The 19,056-nt window shown below is 66.4% G+C and carries 7 protein-coding genes, 1 tRNA gene and 11 pseudogenes; 10 read left to right on the top strand and 9 right to left on the bottom strand.

Annotated elements, in window-relative coordinates:
- The first annotated feature begins 146 nt into the window (after positions 1–146).
- Both AC0IX7_RS12435 and AC0IX7_RS12430 read left to right on the top strand, forming a co-directional pair.
- A complete protein-coding gene (locus tag AC0IX7_RS12435) occupies positions 147–944 on the top strand; it encodes an SDR family oxidoreductase (protein ID WP_471812163.1) in 798 nt (265 codons plus the stop codon).
- Between the two features lie 136 nt (positions 945–1,080).
- Positions 1,081–1,431 (top strand): hypothetical protein, encoded by a 351-nt coding sequence (locus AC0IX7_RS12430; protein WP_471812161.1) that lies wholly within the window; start codon positions 1,081–1,083, stop codon positions 1,429–1,431.
- Positions 1,432–1,540: 109 nt separating this feature from the next.
- On the opposite strand, the pseudogene recN reads toward AC0IX7_RS12430, so the two are convergent.
- Together recN and AC0IX7_RS12420 are read right to left on the bottom strand one after the other, a co-directional pair.
- Positions 1,541–3,204: pseudogene (gene recN / locus AC0IX7_RS12425) on the bottom strand (DNA repair protein RecN).
- Positions 3,205–3,294: 90 nt separating this feature from the next.
- Positions 3,295–4,239 carry an outer membrane protein assembly factor BamD gene (locus tag AC0IX7_RS12420; protein ID WP_254685131.1) on the bottom strand — a complete coding sequence of 315 codons (945 nt, stop codon included), beginning with the start codon at positions 4,237–4,239 and terminating at the stop codon, positions 3,295–3,297.
- 146 nt (positions 4,240–4,385) lie between these two features.
- On the opposite strand from AC0IX7_RS12420, the pseudogene AC0IX7_RS12415 reads away from it, so the two are divergent.
- Both AC0IX7_RS12415 and AC0IX7_RS12410 read left to right on the top strand, forming a co-directional pair.
- A pseudogene (locus AC0IX7_RS12415) lies at positions 4,386–5,209 on the top strand (class I mannose-6-phosphate isomerase).
- Positions 5,210–5,410: 201 nt separating this feature from the next.
- Positions 5,411–6,573 (top strand): annotated as a pseudogene (locus AC0IX7_RS12410) (glycosyltransferase); the annotation flags it as partial.
- Here AC0IX7_RS12410 and AC0IX7_RS12405 read toward each other — a convergent pair.
- From AC0IX7_RS12405 to yajC, 4 genes and pseudogenes are all read right to left on the bottom strand, one after another.
- Positions 6,518–6,915: pseudogene (locus AC0IX7_RS12405) on the bottom strand (Mth938-like domain-containing protein). The pseudogenes AC0IX7_RS12410 and AC0IX7_RS12405 overlap by 56 nt on opposite strands.
- Before the next feature lie 29 nt (positions 6,916–6,944).
- Positions 6,945–7,909: pseudogene (secF, locus tag AC0IX7_RS12400) on the bottom strand (protein translocase subunit SecF).
- A 14-nt stretch (positions 7,910–7,923) separates the two neighbouring features.
- Positions 7,924–9,527, bottom strand: a pseudogene (gene secD / locus AC0IX7_RS12395) (protein translocase subunit SecD).
- Entirely contained in the window at positions 9,527–9,772 is a 246-nt protein-coding gene (yajC, locus tag AC0IX7_RS12390; RefSeq protein WP_471812159.1) for a preprotein translocase subunit YajC, read from the bottom strand. Before yajC ends, secD begins: the two are co-directional and overlap by 1 nt.
- A gap of 365 nt (positions 9,773–10,137) precedes the next feature.
- Here yajC and AC0IX7_RS12385 point away from each other — a divergent pair.
- Positions 10,138–10,213: transfer RNA gene (locus tag AC0IX7_RS12385), tRNA-OTHER, on the top strand.
- 222 nt (positions 10,214–10,435) lie between these two features.
- Here the strand turns inward: AC0IX7_RS12385 and AC0IX7_RS12380 are convergent.
- Positions 10,436–12,718 (bottom strand): annotated as a pseudogene (locus AC0IX7_RS12380) (NADP-dependent malic enzyme).
- Positions 12,719–13,230: 512 nt separating this feature from the next.
- Between AC0IX7_RS12380 and AC0IX7_RS12375 the strand changes: the two are divergent.
- The 5 genes and pseudogenes from AC0IX7_RS12375 (at position 13,231) to AC0IX7_RS12355 (ending at position 17,019) form a co-directional block, all read left to right on the top strand.
- Positions 13,231–13,765: pseudogene (locus AC0IX7_RS12375) on the top strand (glycoside hydrolase family 108 protein).
- A 110-nt stretch (positions 13,766–13,875) separates the two neighbouring features.
- Positions 13,876–14,103, top strand: a pseudogene (locus tag AC0IX7_RS12370) (3TM-type holin); the annotation flags it as partial.
- A gap of 178 nt (positions 14,104–14,281) precedes the next feature.
- Entirely contained in the window at positions 14,282–14,824 is a 543-nt protein-coding gene (gene hslV / locus AC0IX7_RS12365) for an ATP-dependent protease subunit HslV (protein ID WP_055875241.1), read from the top strand.
- A gap of 113 nt (positions 14,825–14,937) precedes the next feature.
- Positions 14,938–16,232: pseudogene (gene hslU / locus AC0IX7_RS12360) on the top strand (ATP-dependent protease ATPase subunit HslU).
- Between the two features lie 112 nt (positions 16,233–16,344).
- A complete protein-coding gene (locus AC0IX7_RS12355) occupies positions 16,345–17,019 on the top strand; it encodes a nitroreductase (RefSeq protein ID WP_471812157.1) in 675 nt (224 codons plus the stop codon).
- Positions 17,020–17,093: 74 nt separating this feature from the next.
- Here AC0IX7_RS12355 and AC0IX7_RS12350 read toward each other — a convergent pair whose 3' ends face one another.
- Both AC0IX7_RS12350 and AC0IX7_RS12345 read right to left on the bottom strand, forming a co-directional pair.
- Positions 17,094–17,360, bottom strand: a complete 267-nt coding sequence (locus AC0IX7_RS12350; protein ID WP_471812155.1) for a hypothetical protein — start codon at positions 17,358–17,360, stop codon at positions 17,094–17,096.
- A gap of 59 nt (positions 17,361–17,419) precedes the next feature.
- Positions 17,420–18,852: pseudogene (locus tag AC0IX7_RS12345) on the bottom strand (DEAD/DEAH box helicase).
- Positions 18,853–19,056 lie beyond the last annotated feature (204 nt).

The raw sequence follows: 19,056 nt of genomic DNA, 5'->3' as shown, positions 1-19,056 counted from the left end.
CGCCGTCACCGGCCTCGCCGCTGCGGCAGCCCCGCCTTCGCGCAAGGGCAGGGGCGGGGCAGGCGCAACTCGCCGATCCGCAGACGCGCTTCGTCTCGACGCCCTTCCCCGAACAGCGCCAGAAATGGCCGGCCCTCCAGCGCGACATGCGCCCCGTGCCCGATTGCGGCGAGACCAGCTATCGCGGTTCAGGTCGTCTCCAAGGCCGCAAGGCGCTGGTGACCGGCGGCGACTCGGGCATCGGTCGCGCGGCGGTCATCGCGTTCTCGCGCGAAGGCGCCGACGTCGCAATCAACTATTACCCGACCGAAGAACCCGATGCGCAGGACGTCGCCAAGCTGCTCCGCGCCGAGGGGCGAAAGGTCGTGCTGATCCCCGGCGACCTGACCGACGCGAAATTCTGCACCGACCTGATCGCGCGTGCGAACCGCGAACTCGGCGGGCTCGACATCCTCGTCAACAACGCCGCCTACCAGCAGTCGAAGGCGTCGATCGCCGAGATCAGCTTCGAGCAGTTCGACCGGACGATGAAGACCAACGTCTACGCGATGTTCCACCTCTGCAAGGCGGCGATCCCGCTGATGAAGCCGGGCGCGTCGATCATCAACACGGGGTCGGTCAATTCGGTCGATCCGGGCGAGGAACTGCTGGATTACGCCACCACCAAGGGCGCGATCCTGATCTTCACCAAGGGGCTGGCGAAACAGCTCGGCAAGAAGGGCATCCGCGTCAACATGGTCGCGCCGGGCCCGGTCTGGACGCCGCTCCAGGTCGCCGGCGGGCAGCTTCCGGGCCAGATGGGCGAGTTCGGCCAGGACACGCCGCTCGGCCGTGCGGGGCAGCCGGCGGAACTGGCGTCGCTGTTCGTGACGCTGGCGGAGACGGGAACGAGCTTCACCAGCGGCAGCGCCTTCGCGGCGACTGGTGGCAGCGGAGTCCTGTAACGCGCCTGTCGTCCACCCCAATCGCCCTATCACACCACGGCGAAGGCCGGGGCCCAGTTGGCAAGGCCGTTGTAACCAAGTGCCGAGGTCACCAACCAACCTTCCCCAACTGGGCCCGGCCTTCGCCGGTGTGGATGTGGGAGGGTACGATGAAAACAGCAGTTACACTGTTCGTGATGCTCTGCTCGGCTCCCGCCACGGCGCAGCGCATTTCCCTACGTCGGCTCCAGCGATCGGCTACGACTGGAACGACGGCTCGTCCGCCGACGACCGGCTCCAGCAATCGTTATGGCCGCGCTCCGACGCCAGTGCGGCCGGGCTCGACGACATGATTCACACCGAACAAGCGCCGATCCACGCCGCGATCCACAAAGACGGCGCGTTCGGCAGCCGAGCCCTCCACGGCCTGCGGAAAGTCGGCGGCGATTATATCGTCGTGCCGGTGCTGAAGATCCATCTGGGCCACCCGAGACAGGCTATGCCCTGACCAACGGGAGGCCTGTAGGAAAGCTGGCCGACTTCAGCTGACCCCGCCCCGGAAATGTCGGCTCCCCTCCCTTTCAGGGAGGGAGAGAAGTTGGCCGTACGTCAAAGCCTCAAGCCTGCTCCAGCAACCGCTCCGCCTGAGCCCGCGCCTCGTCTGTAATCTGCGCGCCCGACAGCATCCGCGCAATCTCCTCGCGCCGTTCATCCTCGGTCAGCGCGCGCACGCCGGTCCGCGTGACCGTTCCGTCGCTGCTCTTGGCGATCAGCAAGTGCTTCGCGCCGCGCGCCGCGACCTGTGGGCTATGCGTTACCACCAGCAACTGCGTGCTCTGCGCCAGCCGCGCGAGTCGTTCGCCGATCGCACTCGCCACAGCACCACCGACCCCCGATCGATCTCGTCAAACACCATCGTCGACGCGCCGCCCTCTTCCGCCAGCGCCACCTTCAGCGCGAGGATGAAGCGCGACAACTCGCCGCCCGACGCGATCTTGGTCAGCGCCGCGAACGGCGCGCCCGGGTTGGTCGAGATCTCGAACTCGACGCGGTCCTTGCCCGCCGGCGACCAGCCTTCTTCGCCGAGCGGCGCAACCACGGTCTGGAACCGAGCCGCATCCAGTTTCAACGGCGCCAGTTCCCCTGCCACCGCCACGTCGAGGCGCTTGGCAGCCGCCAACCGCCGCTTGGTCAGTGCATCCGAGGCCACGTCGAACGCCTTCCGCGCAGCAGCCACCCGCGCTTCAATAACCGCAATCCCGCCTTCGCCCGCATCGAGCCGCTCCAGCCGCGCGCGCATCTCGTCCGCCAGCGCCGCTAGGTCATCCGGCTGCACGCGGTGCTTGCGCGCCATCGCCCGAAGCTCGAACAACCGCGCCTCGTCATCCTCCAGCGCGCGCGGATCATAGGCCATGTCCGCCCGCGCATCGCGCAGGCTCTCTTCGGCCACCGACGCCTCGATCACCGCGCGATCGACCGCCGCCAACGCATTGCCGAGCGCGACATGATCCTCCGCGATCCGCTCGAGCACCCGCGCGGCCTGGCGCAGCTTCGCCATCCCGCCGTCCTTGCCCTCGAGGAAATCGTCGATCGCCGCCAGGTCGTCCGCGATCTTCTCCGCGCGCTGCATCGATCGCCGCGTATCCGCCAGCGTCTCTTCCTCGCCCGCGACCGGCGCCAGCGCGGTCAGCTCTGCAACGGTATGCTCCAGCCACTCGCGATCCCGCGCGGCCGTCTCGATATCCGCACGGGCGGCGGCAAGCTCCGCCTCGGCCGCACGAAACGCCGCATACGCCTTACCGGTAGCCCCAGGCTCGGTCCGCCCGAAAGTATCCAGCAACGCCCGATGCCCGCGCGCGTTCAGCAGTCCGCGCTCGTCATGCTGGCCGTGGATCTCGACCAGATGCGGTGCCATCTCGCGCAGCAGCCCGGCCGACGCCGGCTGGTCGTTGACGAACCCGCGACTGCCGCCATCCGCCTTGACGATCCGCTTCACGATCAGCGGTTCACCGCGCTCGATCTCCAGCCCGTTCTCGCCGAACAACAGCGCAAGTGGCGATTCAGGGGCAGGGGCGTCGAAGGTCGCGGTCACCACCGCCTGCGCCGCGCCATGCCGCACCAGCCCACTGTCGCCGCGCCCGCCCAGCGCCAGCCCCAGCGCATCGAGCAGGATCGACTTGCCCGCCCCGGTCTCGCCGGTGAGCACGCCGAGCCCTTCGCCAAATCCCAGATCCAGCGCCTCGATCAGCACCACGTCGCGAATGGAAAGTTCGGTCAGCATAGGATGTCCGCCATAGACGAACGGGCGCGCAATGCGATCCCCCTATGTTCCAACCCGACGACCCGCGCCTCTATCGCCCGAGGACGCGCGTCAGCTTCCGGTGTTGGACGGCTGCCCGGCCGACCGCGGCGCCGGCGCGCGCTCTGCCGGGCCGGTCGGGGTCGAACCCGGCTCGTCCAGCTCGACCATCACCGACGGCGTACCCTTGGTTCCGACCGGCACCACCTGCTCGCCCGGCTTCAGCGGCGGCACGGCCGGCACCTGGTTCTTCTTCAGCAGATCATACGCATGCTGATACCAGTCGGTCCCGGGATAGTTGCGCCCCAGCACCGCACCGGCCTTCTCCGCTTCGACCGGCACGCCGAGTGCCAGATACGTCTCGGTCAACCGCATCAGCGCCTCGGGCGTGTGCGTCGTCTGCTGGAACTTGTCGATCACCGTGCGGAACCTGCCGTTCGCCGCGAGCCACTGGCCGCGCGTCTCGTAGAAGCGCCCGATCTCCATCTCCTTGCCGGCGAGATGGTCGTTGACCAGATCGATCTTGAGGCGTGCATCCGACGCATAGCGCGTGTTCGGATAGCGCCGCATCAGCTCGCCGAGCGAGTCGAGCGCCTGCCGCGTGATCTTCTGGTCGCGCGTGACGTCGGTGATCTGCTCGTAATAGCCGAGCGCGATCAGGTAATAGGCGTAAGGCGCGTCGCGGTTACCCGGATGCACCGCGAGGAAGCGCTGCGCCGAGCTGATCGACGCGGTGTAGTCCTTGGCGAGGTAATAGCTGAACGCCGACATGATCTGCGCGCGGCGTGCCCAGATCGAATAGGGATGCTGGCGCTCGACCTCGTCGAACAGCTGGGCTGCTTCCTTGTAGCGTCCCTGGTCGAGCCGCGCCTTGGCGGTCGAATACAGCGTGCCCACGTCGCGCGCGACATAGGGCAGGTCGCCCTTGGACGCGCGACCGCTCGCACAACCGGCCATGGGGAGCGCAAGCGCGGCGATGAGCGTGACCGCGAGGGCACGAGACTGGGGGATACGCATTGGCGTTGTCCTTAGCGTATGCGGGGCTTGGCGAACAATCCCTTTCGCCATACCCGCATTGGGCCTTTCCGCCGGCCGGATCACACGGCAATAGTCGTGCGTTGGCGCTCCATTCCCATTGCGTCATTCACGTCGAGGATCATGTCATGCCGGCCACATTGTTGCACACCCACCGCGTCGAAAGCCCTGGGGTCGCGACACGCTCTGGCCTGGTTTCGAGGATCCGGCCGCGGGCTCGCCGCCAATCGGTGAAGTCTGGTTCCAGGAGCCCGGCAACACGACGCCCGACCTGCTGATCAAATACCTGTTCACGTCGCAGAAGCTGTCGGTCCAGGTCCATCCCGACGACGACCAGGCGCACGAGCGCGGCCTGCCGCGCGGCAAGGACGAGTGCTGGACGATCCTCGCCGCCGAGCCCGACTCGACGATCGCGGTCGGCACGAAGCAGCCGATGTCGAAGGACGAACTGCGCGCCTCGGCGATCGACGGCACGATCGAGGACAAGCTCGACTGGAAGCCGGTCAAGCCGGGCGACTTCATGTACTGCGCGTCCGACACGATCCACGCGATCGGCGGCGGCCTGACCGTGATCGAGGTCCAGCAGAATTCCGAGACCACCTATCGCCTCTACGACTACGGCAGCGACCGCGAGCTTCACCTCGACGATGGCGTCGAAGTCGCCGACCCGAACCCGTACGTTCCCGTCGCACCGCCGATCGAGATCGAGACCGGCCGTACGATCATGGTCGAGGGACCGAAATTCGTGCTCGAACGCTGGAAGGGCGGCGACCATGTCGTCAACCTTCCCGAGGGCACGACCGGCTGGGTGATCCCGATCACCGGCTCGGGCGACGTCGCAGGGGTGGCGTTCAAGGCGGGTGAATGCGCCACGATGACCGGCAGCGAGACGGTGTCGACCAGCGCGGACGCAGACGTGCTGTTCGCATACCCGGGCACGAAGCGGATCTGACTGGGCGGCGGCGGGGCATGGAAGTTCCGCCGCTCTGGAGAGAACACCACCCCGGCGGAGGCCGGGGCCCAGTTTGGGGACGTTGTTAAAGGATGGCAGCAAGCCGTTATTGCCACCTTTCCAATTGGGCCCGGCCTCCGCCGGGGTGGAAAGCCAGGGGGAACGCCCAATTAACCCGCACCGCGCTATATCCCTACCCACATGCTCCGCATCCTTACCCTTTCGTCGCTGTTCCCCGACGCGACCTGCCCGAATTTCGGCGTCTTCGTCGAACGCCAGACGCTTGGCCTCGCTGCGCACCCCGACGTGTCGCTGGTAGCAATAGCACCGGTCGGCCTACCCCCGGGCCCACTCCGCCGCATCGGCCACTATTCCAGCCTCGCCACCCTCCCGATGCGCGAAACCTGGAAGGGCGTCGATGTCCACCGCCCGCGCTTTACCGCGCTCCCGTTCACCCAAGGGCGCTACCACGCCGCCGCGTTGGAACGCGCGCTCGTGCCGCTGCTTGATACTCTCCGCGAAACCTTCGCCTTCGACGTGATCGACGCGTCGTTCTTCTTCCCCGACGGCCCCGCCGCCGTCGCACTCGGCCAGCGCTACGGCGTCCCCGTGTCGATCAAGGCGCGCGGCTCCGACATCCACCATTGGGGCGAGGCACCCGCCACCGCCGCGCAGGTTCGCAGGGCAGGGCAGGGCGCCGCCGGCGTGCTCGCGGTCAGCAAGGCGATGAAGGCCGACATGGTCGCGCTCGGCATGCCGGCAGGGCGGATCACGGTCCATTATACCGGTGTCGACCAGGACCGCTTCCGCCCCGCCGACGACCGTGCATCGGCCAAGGCCAAGCTCGGCGTGCACGGTCCGCTGGTCATCGCCATCGGCGGGCTCTTGCCGCGCAAGGGCCACGACATCGTCATCGAGGCGGTAGCCGCATTACCCGGGTTACCCTCCTGATCGCGGGGCACGGACCCGCGCGCGCCGCGTTGGAGGCGTTGATCGCCCAGCTCGGCGTCGGTGACCGCATCCGCCTGTTGGGCGCGGTGCCGCATGCCGAATTGCCCGAATTGATCGCCGCCGCCGATGTTGGTGCGCTGGCCTCCAGTTCGGAAGGCCTCGCCAACGTCTGGGTAGAGTCGCTGGCCTGCGGTACGCCGATCGTCATCACCAATGCCGGTGGCGCGCGCGAAGTCGTGACTGCACCCGATGCCGGTCGCGTGACGATCGGCGATCCGCTGGCGTTCGCGGCCGCGATCGGCGACCTGCTGGCGAACCCGCCGCCGTGCACCGCGACGCGGGCGATGGCCGCTGGATTTACGTGGGAGAGAAATACCGCGACGCTGTACGCGCATCTGGCGGCGCTAGTCGCGGATCACCCTTCGAGGGGTAGAGCGCCGCCACGATCCAGCGACCTTCGCCGCGCAGCACCGCCCAGGCGCGAGCGGCGGCGCGGCTGTCCATCGCCTCGATCCCGAACCCGCGCGCCTCGACCGCGCGCTTGAAGGCGAGGGAGGCTGGCGCAACGCCGAACCCGTTCCCAGCAACAGGAACTCGGGCGGCGGATCGAGCGCGAGCAACGCCCCAACGTCCGCCTCGCCCAGCGCCTCGAACGCCGGCGGCTCCCAGCCGTCCGCGCGCTCGGGGCTGATCGCGAGCGCGGTGTAATAGCCGTCGTCGACCTTGAACCCACCGCGACCGATGGCCGAGATCATCGGCCCATCGGTCTTCTCGCGGTCCATCCTCAACGCTCGACCTTCGGACCCACCCGCTCGGCGCCATCCTGAACGCCGCCCTTGCGCGGTGCAGGATCGGCACGCAGCCCCAGCGTGATCAGCAGCGACGACGACACGTAGATCGACGAGTACGTCCCGACGACGATACCCAGGATCATCGCCGCGGTGAACCCGCGCAGCACGTGGCCACCAAGGATCAGCATCGCGAACAGCGCGAGCAGGATGGTCACCGACGTCATCACGGTACGCGGCAGCGTCTCGTTCACCGATAGATCGATGATCTCGCGCATGTCCATCTTCCGATACCGGCGCATGTTTTCGCGGATACGGTCGTCGATCACGATCTTGTCGTTGATCGAATAGGAGATGATCGTCAGCACCGCTGCAACGATGTTCAGGTCGAACTCGAACTGCGTCAGCGCGAAGAAACCGAGCGTCATCAACAGATCGTGAACGATCGCGACGACGGTCGAGACGCCGAACTGCCACTCGAACCGCACCACCGCGAACAGCGCGATGCCAAGGATCGCAAGGCCGACCGCGAGCAGACCCTTGCTGATCAGCTCGTCCGAAACCTTGCCCGAGATCGTGTCGTATTTCGAGAAGGTCGCACCGGGAACTTCACGGCCAGATCGTCCGATACCTTCTTGACGAGGCGGTTGGTCGCGCCTTCGTCACCGGCGGGAACGGGCAGGCGGATCGACAGCGTCTTGGGATCGCTGAACGACTGGATCGAGGCCTCGCCGACGCCGAGCCGGTCGACTTCGGTGCGGACCGCGTCGATCGACGGCGCGGTCGCGAACTTCTCTTCGATCAGCACGCCGCCGACGAAGTCGACGCCCATGTTGAGGCCCTTGGTGACGACGAGTCCGGCCGCCAGCAACGACAGCAGCAGGGTCAGCCCGAACGCCCATTTGCGGAGCGAGACGAACTTCAGGTTCGTGTTGTCGGGTACGAGTTTCAGCAGGCGCATGGTTATCTCCCGCCTCAAATATTGATCGTGGTGGGGCGGTTCTTCCGCAGCCACAGCGCGACCATCATCCGGGTGAACGTGACGGCGGTGAACACCGACGTGCAGATCCCGATCAACAGCACGACCGCGAAGCCCTTCACCGGCCCCGAGCCGAGCAACAGCATGATCACGCCGGTGATGGCGTGGGTCACGTTGGCCTCGAAGATCGTCCGGCTCGCTTCCTTGTAGCCAAGCTCGACCGACTGGACGACGCTACGCCCGCGTCGCCGCTCCTCGCGAATACGCTCGTTGATCAGCACGTTGGCATCCACCGCGGTACCGATCGTCAGCACGAACCCGGCGATACCGGGTAGCGTCAAAGTCGCGTTCAGCATCGCCATGACGGCGACGATGACCAGGATGTTGATGACCACCGCGAGGTTCGCATACAGGCCGAACCGGCCATAGGTCACGAACATGAACACGATCACGAGCAGCGCGGCGACGATCGACGCCAGCACGCCGGCGCGGATCGAATCCTTGCCCAGATCGGGGCTGACGGTGCTCTCGGCGATCGTCTTCAGCGCGACCGGCAGCTTGCCCGATCGCAACGAGATCGCCAGCGCGTTCGCCGACTCGACCGTATAATTGCCCGAGATCGATGCACGTCCGCCAAGGATCGGCTCGTTGATGTTGGCGACCGAGATGACCTTGCCGTCGAGGATAATCGCGAACGGCTTGTTGACGTTCTCGGTCGTAACCTTGGCGAAGCGACGCCCGCCGACCGCGTCAAACGTGATCGCGATCTGTGGCGCATTCGTCTGCGGATCGAACTCCTGCCGCGCGTCGGCGAGCTGATCGCCCGAGATCACCACGGAACGCTTCAGCGCCTCGAACGGGTTGCCCTTCGGATTGCCGGGATAAGGCACCGCTTGGCTACCGACAGGCGCAATGCCCTTGGCGAGCTGAGTTGGGTCGGCACTCTCATCGACCAGCTTGAACTCGAGCTTGGCGGTCTTGCCGAGCAGATCCTTCAGCGCCTGCGGGTTCTTCAGCCCCGGCACCTGGACGACGATCCGCGTCGCGCCTTGGCGAACGATCGTCGGCTCCTGGTGCCGAGTTCGTCGATACGGCGGCGGACGACTTCGGTCGCATCGTTCATCGCCGTGTCGATCGCCTGGGTCAGGCCCGCCTCGGTCGGCTTGAGCACGAAGCGGCTCGTGTCGACGACGTTGATGTCCCATTCGCGCTGGCCGCTCATGCCCGCGCCACCGCCGGTGATCGCCAGCAGGCGCTCGCGCGCCGCATCGACCTGCGAAGGGTCACGCAGCAGGAAGGTCAGCTGGCCGCCACGCGTCGAGATGTCGCCGATCTCGATCCGCGGGGTTCCGTTGCGCATCGTGCCCGCCACGCTGTCGCGCATCGCCTCGATCCGCGTCGCGGCGAGGTCGGCGGTATCCGCCTCGAGCAACAGATAGCTGCCGCCGGCGAGATCCAGCCCGAGATTGACGCGGGAATGCGGGATCCACCCCCATTTGCTCGTGGTGCTCTCGGGGAGGAAACTCGGGATCGCCAGCAGGCACAATGCCGCCAGCAACCCGATGATCGACCCGACCTTCCAGCGCGGAAAATCCAGCATCAGTCGTTGGCCGGTTTCGTGTTCGGGCTGGTGATGTCGGTCAGCGTCGCCTTGACGACGCGCACGCGGACGTTCGGCGCAATCTCGACCTCGACGATATTATCCTCGACCTTGGTGACCTTGCCGAGGATTCCGCCCGACGTCACGACGCTGTCGTTCTTCTTCACCGCGGCGACCGACGCCTGCAGCGCCTTCATGCGCTTTTGCTGCGGGCGGATCATCAGGAAATAGAACACGACGAACACGAGGAAGAGCGGCGCGAGGCTCAGGAACGAGGCGATCCCGCCCCGGCCGTCGTGGCGCCGTCTGCGGCCTGGGCATAAGCTGGTGAGATGAACATCGAGTTCCGTATCTGGCTGGCCGTCGCTGGCCGAGGGCCAAGTCCGGCTTGAAGGATGGGTCGGGCAGGACGTCGCGCATCGCGCCCGCATTGGTCCGCCCGCTATCATCGCTTGGAACCGCGCGCAACAGATCGCCACAGGATGAGACATGGGCGTCATGCGACCGGGCGCATCTGAGATGGCTGCTGACATTGCCGCGGTGTTCGCACTTGCATCCGGCGCGGACCCCGCGTAGTGCGCCCCTCGGGTCGCCTTGCGGCCCGTTCGGTCGGAGCGTAGCGCAGCCTGGTAGCGCACCACACTGGGGTGTGGGGGTCGCAGGTTCGAATCCTGTCGCTCCGACCATTTTCTTGCATCGCTGGAAAGACGCGGCGCTGCTCAAGGCAGCCAAGCCGTTGATGCGCGCCACGCTCGCCGCGTCCACAACCGCGCTCTCCTCCTGAAAGGGAGGGGCTGGGGTGGGTAGGCCGGTTCGAGCCCCAACGGTCCGGATGTGCGGAACCCGACCCACCCCCAACCCTCCTTCCAGGGGGCGAAGAAGGAGGGAAGGAGAGAAGGAGAAAAGCCTTACGCCGTCTCGCTCACCGTCGCCGCCTGACCCACCGCGATCGCGCTCAAATTCACGATACCGCGCGCAGTCACGCTCGGCACCAGCATCTGCAACGGCTTCGCTAGCCCCAGCAACATCGGCCCCATCGGCGCCGATCTCGGTCGAGGCGGACAACAGCGACACCGCGATGTTCGCCGCATCGATATTCGGCATCACCAGCAAATTCGCCGACCCGGTCAGCGGGCTATCCCCGACCAGCCGCCGCCGCAGCGCCTCGGACAGCGCCGCATCGCCGTGCATCTCGCCGTCGAACTCGAACTCCGGCGCGAACTCCTTCAGCAACGCATGTCCTGCGCGCATCTTCTGCGCGGACGGCGAGCGCGACGCACCGAAGCTCGAATGCGACAACAGTGCCGCCTTCGGCTCGATCGCGAACGCGCGGACCGCTTCGGCCGCCAGCATCGTCATCTCGGCGATCTGCTCGGCGGTCGGATCGACCGTCACGTGCGTATCGCAGAAGAACAGGCTGCCGGTCCGCAGGATCACCGCGGACATCGCATACAGCCGCGACACGCCCGGCATCCGCGGCAACAGCGGCATGACGTAGGTCATCTGCGTCCACCAGTCGCCGATCCCGCCACACAAGGCCGCATCGACGCGTCCCTCGCGCAACAGCATCGCCGCCGCCACGCTGGGCCGGGTCCGCAGCGCCCGCTCGGCGCTGTCGGGCGGCGTACCACGACGGCCGACCAGCGCGCTATAGCCCGCCAGCAACGGCTCGAACACTTCGCGATCGGTAGCCGGATCGAGCACCTCGACGTCGCTGCCGATCGTCATGCGCAGACCGCTCGACTCAATCTTCTCGGCGATCACCTCGCGCCGCCCGATCAGCACCGGCCGACCGATCCCCTCGTCGATCACCGTCTGCACCGCGCGCAGCGTCCGCGGGTCCTCGCCCTCGCCATACGCGATCGAGCGCCCCGCCTGCTTGGCGCGCGCGAAGATCGGTCGCATCAGCTGGCCCGAACGGTACACGAACACTTCGAGGTCGCGCAGATACGCATCGAAATCCTCGATCGGCCGCGTCGCCACGCCCGAATCCATCGCCGCCTTCGCCACCGCCGGTGCGGCATGCAGGATCAGCCGCGGATCGAACGGCTTGGGAATGATGTAGGTCGGCCCGAACACCGGCGTCGCGCCACCATAGGCGGTAACGACCACGTCCGATGCCGTAGCGCGTGCGAGGGCCGCGATCGCGTCGACCGCCGCGACCTTCATCGCCTCGTTGATCTCGGTCGCCCCCACGTCCAGCGCCCCGCGGAAAATGAACGGGAAGCACAGCACGTTGTTGACCTGGTTCGGGAAATCCGAACGCCCGGTTGCGATGATCGCATCGGGCCGCGTCGCATGCACCAGCGCCGGCTGGATCTCGGGCTCCGGGTTCGCCAGCGCCAGGATCAGCGGATCGGGCGCCAGCAGATGCAGCCACTCCTGCTTCAGCACGCGCGGCGCCGACAGGCCGAGGAAGATGTCCGCCCCTCCAGCACGTCCGGCAGGGTCCGCGCATTCGTCTTGCGCGCATACCGCGCCATGTTCGGCGGCATCACGTCGCCGCGATCGGCATGCACGACACCGGCGATATCGGTCAGCGTCACGTTCTCGGGGTTGAGCCCCATCGACACCAGCAGATCGACCGTCGCCAGCGCCGCCGCGCCTGCGCCCGACGTCACCAGCTTCATCTGGTCGAGCCGCTTGCCGCGCAGTTCGAGCACGTTGCGCACTGCGGCGGCACACACGATCGCGGTGCCGTGCTGGTCGTCGTGGAACACCGGGATGTTCATCACCTCGCGCAGCTTCGTCTCGATCTCGAAGCATTCCGGCGCCTTGATGTCCTCGAGATTGATCCCGCCGAACGTCGGCTCGAGCACGCGGACCGCCTCGATGAACGCCTGCGGATCGAGCTGGTCGATCTCGATATCGAAGCAGTCGATCCCGGCGAATTTCTTGAAGAGCACCGCCTTGCCCTCCATCACCGGCTTCGACGCCAGCGCCCCGATCGCGCCGAGCCCGAGCACCGCGGTGCCGTTGGTGATGACCGCGACCAGGTTGCCCCGCGCGGTATAATCACGCGCCTTGTCCGGATCCGCGGCGATTTCCTCGCACGCGGCGGCCACGCCCGGTGAGTAGGCGAGCGCGAGATCGCGCTGCGTCGCCATCCGCTTGGTCGCCTCGACCGAGAGCTTCCTGGGCTTTGGATAGCGGTGATAATCGAGCGCGGCTTTGCGGAAATCGTCTTCCATGGTCTTCCTAACCTGTCGGCCGCGGCGGCGACCGGGTGGGCGCGCGGGCAAAGCTCGCGGCGACTGTTCGAGGGAGCGCATAGCCGCAGGGGGGCAATCCGCCAACCCCGCGCGGACGTAGCGTCGGTTTGGGTGGCGGGCGGGGGGCACCGTCACCCCACACCATAACACCACCCCGGCGAAGGCCGGGGCCCAATTGGAACGTCGGGCATAACGAAGCGCCGCCCTCCGCCAGCCCCGTCCCCAAATTGGACCCCGGCCTCCGCCGGGGCGGTGCAGACGCGGAAAGGGTTGGGAAAGCTCTAACCTTCCCCCTCCCTGGAAGGGAGGGGCAGGGGTGGGTCGGCTTCCGAATACGAACGCAAGAGGACCCAAGCAGGCCAACTCACCCCAACCCCTCCCTTCCAGGGAGGGGAGTGGAAGGCTGGAGGCCAGCACAGCCGTAGACGAATCCGCTGTCCTACAACGAACCAATATGGTTCGCTCCCCGCCAACAAACCCAGGAGTCAGCCATGACCATCCACACCCTGATCGACGCCGTAATCGACCGCGAAGGCGGCTACACCAACCACCCTGCAGACCGAGGCGGCCCCACCCGCTACGGCATCACGGAAAGCGTAGCCCGCACCAACGGCTACCCCGGCGACATGCGCAATTTCCCTCGCGACGAAGCGGAAAGCATCTACCGCCGCCTCTACTGGACCCGCCCGGCCTTCGACCAGATCGCCCCCGAGCCCCAAGATCGCCGAAGAACTCTTCGACACAGGCGTCAACATGGGGCCCAGCGTGGCCGCGACCTTCCTCCAACGCGCCCTCAACGCGCTGAACCGCGGCGCCACCGACTATCCCGACATGACCCTCGACGGCCGCATCGGCCCCGCCACGCTCACCGCCCTCGACGCCTTCCTAGCCCGCCGAAAACCCGGCGCAGAAACCGTGCTCCTGAAAGCGATCGAGGCGCTTCAAGGCGAACGCTACGTCGCGCTCGCCGAGACCCGCCCCGCCAACGAAGCCTTCCTCTACGGCTGGCTCGCCAACCGCACCTGAGACCGCGGAACGAAACGCTCCCAGCGTCTATACTTCCTATACTTCACTTTTGCCGGAGGCAGCCAATGATCCCGCAACCCCTTGATCCAGCACCCGATCCCGCCCCGGCAGACCTGTGGGTTACCAGAGCCCGCCCGACCTTCCTCTACGTCATGTACACGCTGCTTCTCGGCGCAATTCCAGCCGGCCTGATCGCCGCCGTCCGCCCGGACACGGCACAGGCGATCGCCACAGGCATGTCCGCATACCTGAACGCAATCCCCGAACCGCTCTACGCCCTCTTCGGCACCGGCTATCTGGGCTACACCGTGGCGCGGGAATGGGGAAAGGGACGCTGACCTCCCCTCCGTCATCCTGACGAAAGTCAGGACCCAGGGTTCCAAACGGCCCGTCCGTGGCTCTGGGTCCTGACTTTCGTCAGGATGACGGGAGAGATGACGAGAGGCGACGCTTCCCGACCGTTGCACCCCCAAAACCAAACCCTACATCGCTGCCATGAGCAACGACCCCCACGCCATGCCGACATGGCACGGCACCACGATCCTCTCGGTCCGCCGCGGCGGCAAGGTCGTCGTCATCGGCGACGGCCAGGTCTCAATGGGCCAGACCGTCATGAAACCCAACGCGCGGAAGGTCCGCCGCCTCGGCGACGGCAGCGTCATCGGCGGGTTCGCCGGCGCAACCGCCGACGCCTTCACGCTGTTCGAACGCCTCGAACGCAAACTCGAAGCGCACCAGGGCCAGCTCCTGCGCGCCGCGGTCGAGCTCGCCAAGGACTGGCGCACCGACAAGTTCCTCCGCAATCTCGAGGCGATGATGATCGTCGCCGACAAGGACGTGACGCTGATCCTCACCGGCAACGGCGACGTGCTCGAACCCGAGAACGGCGTCGCCGCGATCGGCTCCGGCGGCAACTATGCCCTCGCCGCCGCCCGCGCGCTGGTCGAATACGAGACCGACGCCGAGGTGTTGTGCCGCAAGGCAATGCACATCGCGTCCGAACTCTGCGTCTACACCAACGACCGCCTCACGGTCGAAACGATGGACTCGACTAGCTAATTCCCTCCCGCTTGCGGGAGGTCAGAGAGGGGCTGAAAATACACCCCACCCACGCCTTCCGTCGCGGCCACGCCTCTCCCGACCCCTCCCGAGCGGGAGGAGAAGGTAAACAAATGAACGACCAGCTCACCCCGAAGGCAATCGTCGCCGCGCTCGACGCCCACATCATCGGCCAGGCCGCCGCGAAACGCGCGGTCGCGGTCGCGATGCGCAACCGCTGGCGCCGCCAGCAGCTCAGCGAAGATCTCCGCGACGAGGTCACGCCCAAGAACATCCTGATGATCGGACCGACCGGCTGCGGCAAGACCGAGATCAGCCGCCGTCTGGCCAAGCTCGCCGACGCCCCTTCGTGAAGGTCGAGGCGACCAAGTTCACCGAGGTCGGCTATGTCGGCCGCGACGTCGAGCAGATCGCCCGCGACCTCGTCGAGGAAGCGATCCGCCTCGAAAAGGAACGCCGCCGTGTCGCGGTGAAGGACAAGGCCGAGGAGGCGGCAATGTCGCGCCTGCTCGACGCGCTCACCGGCAAGAACGCGAGCGAGGCGACGCGCGAGAGCTTCAAGCAGCGCTTCCTCGACGGTCATCTCAACAACGCCGAAGTCGAGATCGAGATCGAGCAGGCCCCGGCTATGCCGTTCGACATCCCCGGCGGCGCGCCGCAGATGATCAATCTCGGCGAGATGATGAAGTCGTTCGGCGGCGGCCAGCAGCTCAAGCGCCGGAAACTCACCGTCCACGCGGCATGGGACAAGCTCGTCGAGGAAGAGGCCGACAAGCGTCTCGACCAGGACGAAGTCAGCCGCGCAGCCTTGGCCGACGCGGAAGCGAACGGCATCGTCTTCCTCGACGAGATCGATAAGATCGCGGTGTCCGACGGACGCGGCGGCTCGATCAGCCGCGAAGGCGTCCAGCGCGATCTGCTCCCCTTGATCGAGGGCACGACGGTCGCGACCAAATACGGCCCAATGAAGACCGACCACATTCTCTTCATCGCGTCGGGCGCGTTCCACGTCGCCAAGCCGAGCGACCTCCTCCCCGAATTGCAGGGCCGCCTGCCGATCCGTGTCGAATTGAAGGGTCTGACCGAAGCCGATTTCGTCGCCATTCTGTCGGACACCAAGGCGTCGCTGCCGCTGCAATACAAGGCACTGATCGCCACCGAAGGCGTCGGCATCGAATTTACCGAAGACGGCATCGCGGCCATCGCGCGCATCGCCGCGGAGGTGAATTCGGAGATCGAGAACATCGGCGCGCGGCGTTTGCAGACGGTGATGGAAAAGCTGCTCGAGGAGGTAAGCTACAACGCTGAGGACCGCGGCGGATCGAACCTCGTCATCGACGGCGCGTACGTCGATAGCCAGTTGAAGGAAATCGCGCGCAACACCGACCTAAGCCGGTTCGTGCTGTAGAGGCTCAAGCCCAACCGTTGTCCTGCGAACGCAGGAATCCAGGATCACAGGCGCGGCGTGCTGTACCCTGGGTTCTTGCGTTCGCAGGAAAACTCGAAAATGCGGAGAACACATGGACGTGACCGAAGCCATAGCCGCTCGCCGCTCCGTCCGAGGCTTCCTCGACACCCCCGTCGACCCGATCCTGCTTCACGACCTAGCTAAGAAGGCATCCCGAGCCGCAACCGGCGGCAACCTCCAGCCTTGGCACATAGCGATCGTCCACGGCGAACCAATGGCCAGCCTCAAGGCCACCATGGTCGAGAAGATCGCCGCCAGCGCCACCGAAACCCCAGCCTACGACATCTATCCGCGTGACCTCACCGCTCCCTACCGGGACCGCCGCTACGCCGTCGGCGAAGCGATGTACGCGCACCTCGACATCCCCCGCGACGACAAGCCCGCGCGACAGAAATGGTTCGCTCGAAACTTCGCATTCTTCGGCGCCCCCGCTGCGTACTTCTGCACGGTCGACAGGCGCATGGGCCCGCCACAATGGTCGGACCTCGGCATGTACCTGCAGAACCTGATGCTGCTTGCGGTGGACGCCGGCCTCGCCACCTGCCCGCAGGAATGCTGGGCCATGTATCCCGAAACGATCGGGAGGTTCCTCAACATCCCCGAAGACCGCATGCTCTTCTGCGGCATGGCGGTCGGCCACGAGGACAAGACCGCCCCCGCCAACGCCCTGCGCACCGATCGCGCAGACGACACGGAATGGTTGACGACTATCCAGCCGTCATCCTGACGAAAGTCAGGACCCAGGGTAACGGAGGGCCGCCCTTATGGCTCTGGATCCTGACTTTCGTCAGGATGACGGGACTACAGAACCACCGTCACCGGCTTGGCACCCTTGATCCCAGCCAGGATCATCGCCTCCCAGATCGCAGGATCACCCGCCGCGGCCATCGCCTTGTCAGGCTCGCGCAACGTCTTCAGCACCGCTAGCGCGTCAGGCAGATAGTCCGGCCATGCATCGTCGATCAGCCGCGACGCCGACTCGGCATCGCCGCCAGCGTTGCAGCTGATCCGCTGTCCCGCCAGCACGCGCGCGACGCGTTCGGCAACCGGTGTCGTGGAAACGTCCATGAGCATTCTCCTCGCGGGACTGGTCTATACCAAACCCGCGAGGCGAACGAATGCTCCTTTTAGCGTGCCGGGCCCGAACCCGCGCCACGCGCAGGACCACGACCGCCACCGCCGCCAGCCGGACGCCCGCCGCCCTGACCGCCGGGACGACCACCGCCCTGCGGACGACCGCCGCCACCACCTTGGCCGCCGCCACCCTGGCCACCACGGCTCGCACCCGCATAGTTGCGACCGGTGCTACCCGTCGCCCTCGGCGAATGCGTCGCGCGCGGCCGTGCCGGATCGCGCGGACGGTCGATCCGGACCTCGGGATCGGCGCCCATCGTCTTGACGCGCGTCTGCTTGATCTGGTTCGACAGGTTGACGAAATCGTCCGGCAGCGAGCGGACCTGGACCTTCTGGCGGGTGATCCGCTCGATGTCGCGCAGGTACGCCTTCTCGTCGTCCGCGCAGAACGCGACGGCGATGCCGCTCGCGCCCGCACGTGCAGTACGACCGATGCGGTGGACATACTGCTCGGCGACGTTCGGCAGCTCGAAGTTGATGACGTGGCTGACGCCCGAGACGTCGATCCCTCGCGCGGCGATGTCGGTCGCGATCAGGACCTTGACCTTGCCCTGCTTGAACTCGCCGAGTGCCCGCTCGCGCTGGCCCTGGCTCTTGTTGCCGTGGATCGCGTTCGAGGCGATGCCGTTGCCGGCGAGCAGCTTCACGACGCGGTCGGCGCCATGCTTGGTGCGCGTGAACACGAGCGCGCGGTCGATCGCCGGATCGGCCAGCGTGATCGTCAGCAGCGCCTGCTTCTCCGACTGGTTGCAGAAGGTGACATACTGGTCGACGCGCTCGGCGGTCGTCGCGGCAGGCTTCACCGAAACGGTCTTCGGGTCGAGCAGGAACTGCGACGCTAGCTCGCGGATCGCGACCGGCATCGTTGCCGAGAAGAACAGCGTCTGGCGCTTCTTCGGCAGCATACGCACGATCTTCTTCAGCGCATGGATGAAGCCGAGATCCATCATCTGGTCGGCTTCGTCGAGCACGAGGATCTCGATCATCGACAGGTTGACGAAGCCCTGCTCGATCAGGTCGATCAGGCGGCCCGGCGTGGCGACGAGGATGTCGACGCCGCGGCTCATGTCCTGGCGGTTTTGTTGATGCTGGTGCCGCCGAACACGGTCGTCACCGACATCTTGCTGAACTGGCCGTAGGCGCGCGCGCTGTCGGCGATCTGGCTGGCGAGTTCGCGCGTCGGCGCGAGCACCAGCATGCGGCAATGCGTCGGCAGGACGCGCTTCTGGTTTTCGGTCAGCCGCTGGATCGACGGCAGCACGAACGCTGCGGTCTTGCCGGTGCCGGTCTGCGCGATGCCGAGCAGATCGCCACCCTCGAGCAGGATCGGGATCGACTGCGCCTGGATCGGCGTCGGCTCGGTGTAGCCCTTGGCTTCGAGCGCACGGACGAGCGGCTCGGCAAGGCCGAGGTTTGCAAATGACATGAATAGTCTCTCAATAGATGCCGGGCTCGCGAATCCACACAAGGAGGCGCGAGGGGCGGTGGTGTTTTGACACCCCGCGTGAAAAGGGAAGCCCGTTGGAAACGACCGAGGCGGAGCTAAGACCGTAAAGGTCCAATCACGCTGCATTACGCCTCGATGACGGCCATCTGGCGCATCATGGTCGAAAAGTCAACCTTCGACCCG

The sequence above is a fragment of the Sphingomonas sp. AC411 genome (assembly GCF_979253035.1).
This window is presented reverse-complemented; position numbering and strand designations above follow the sequence as displayed.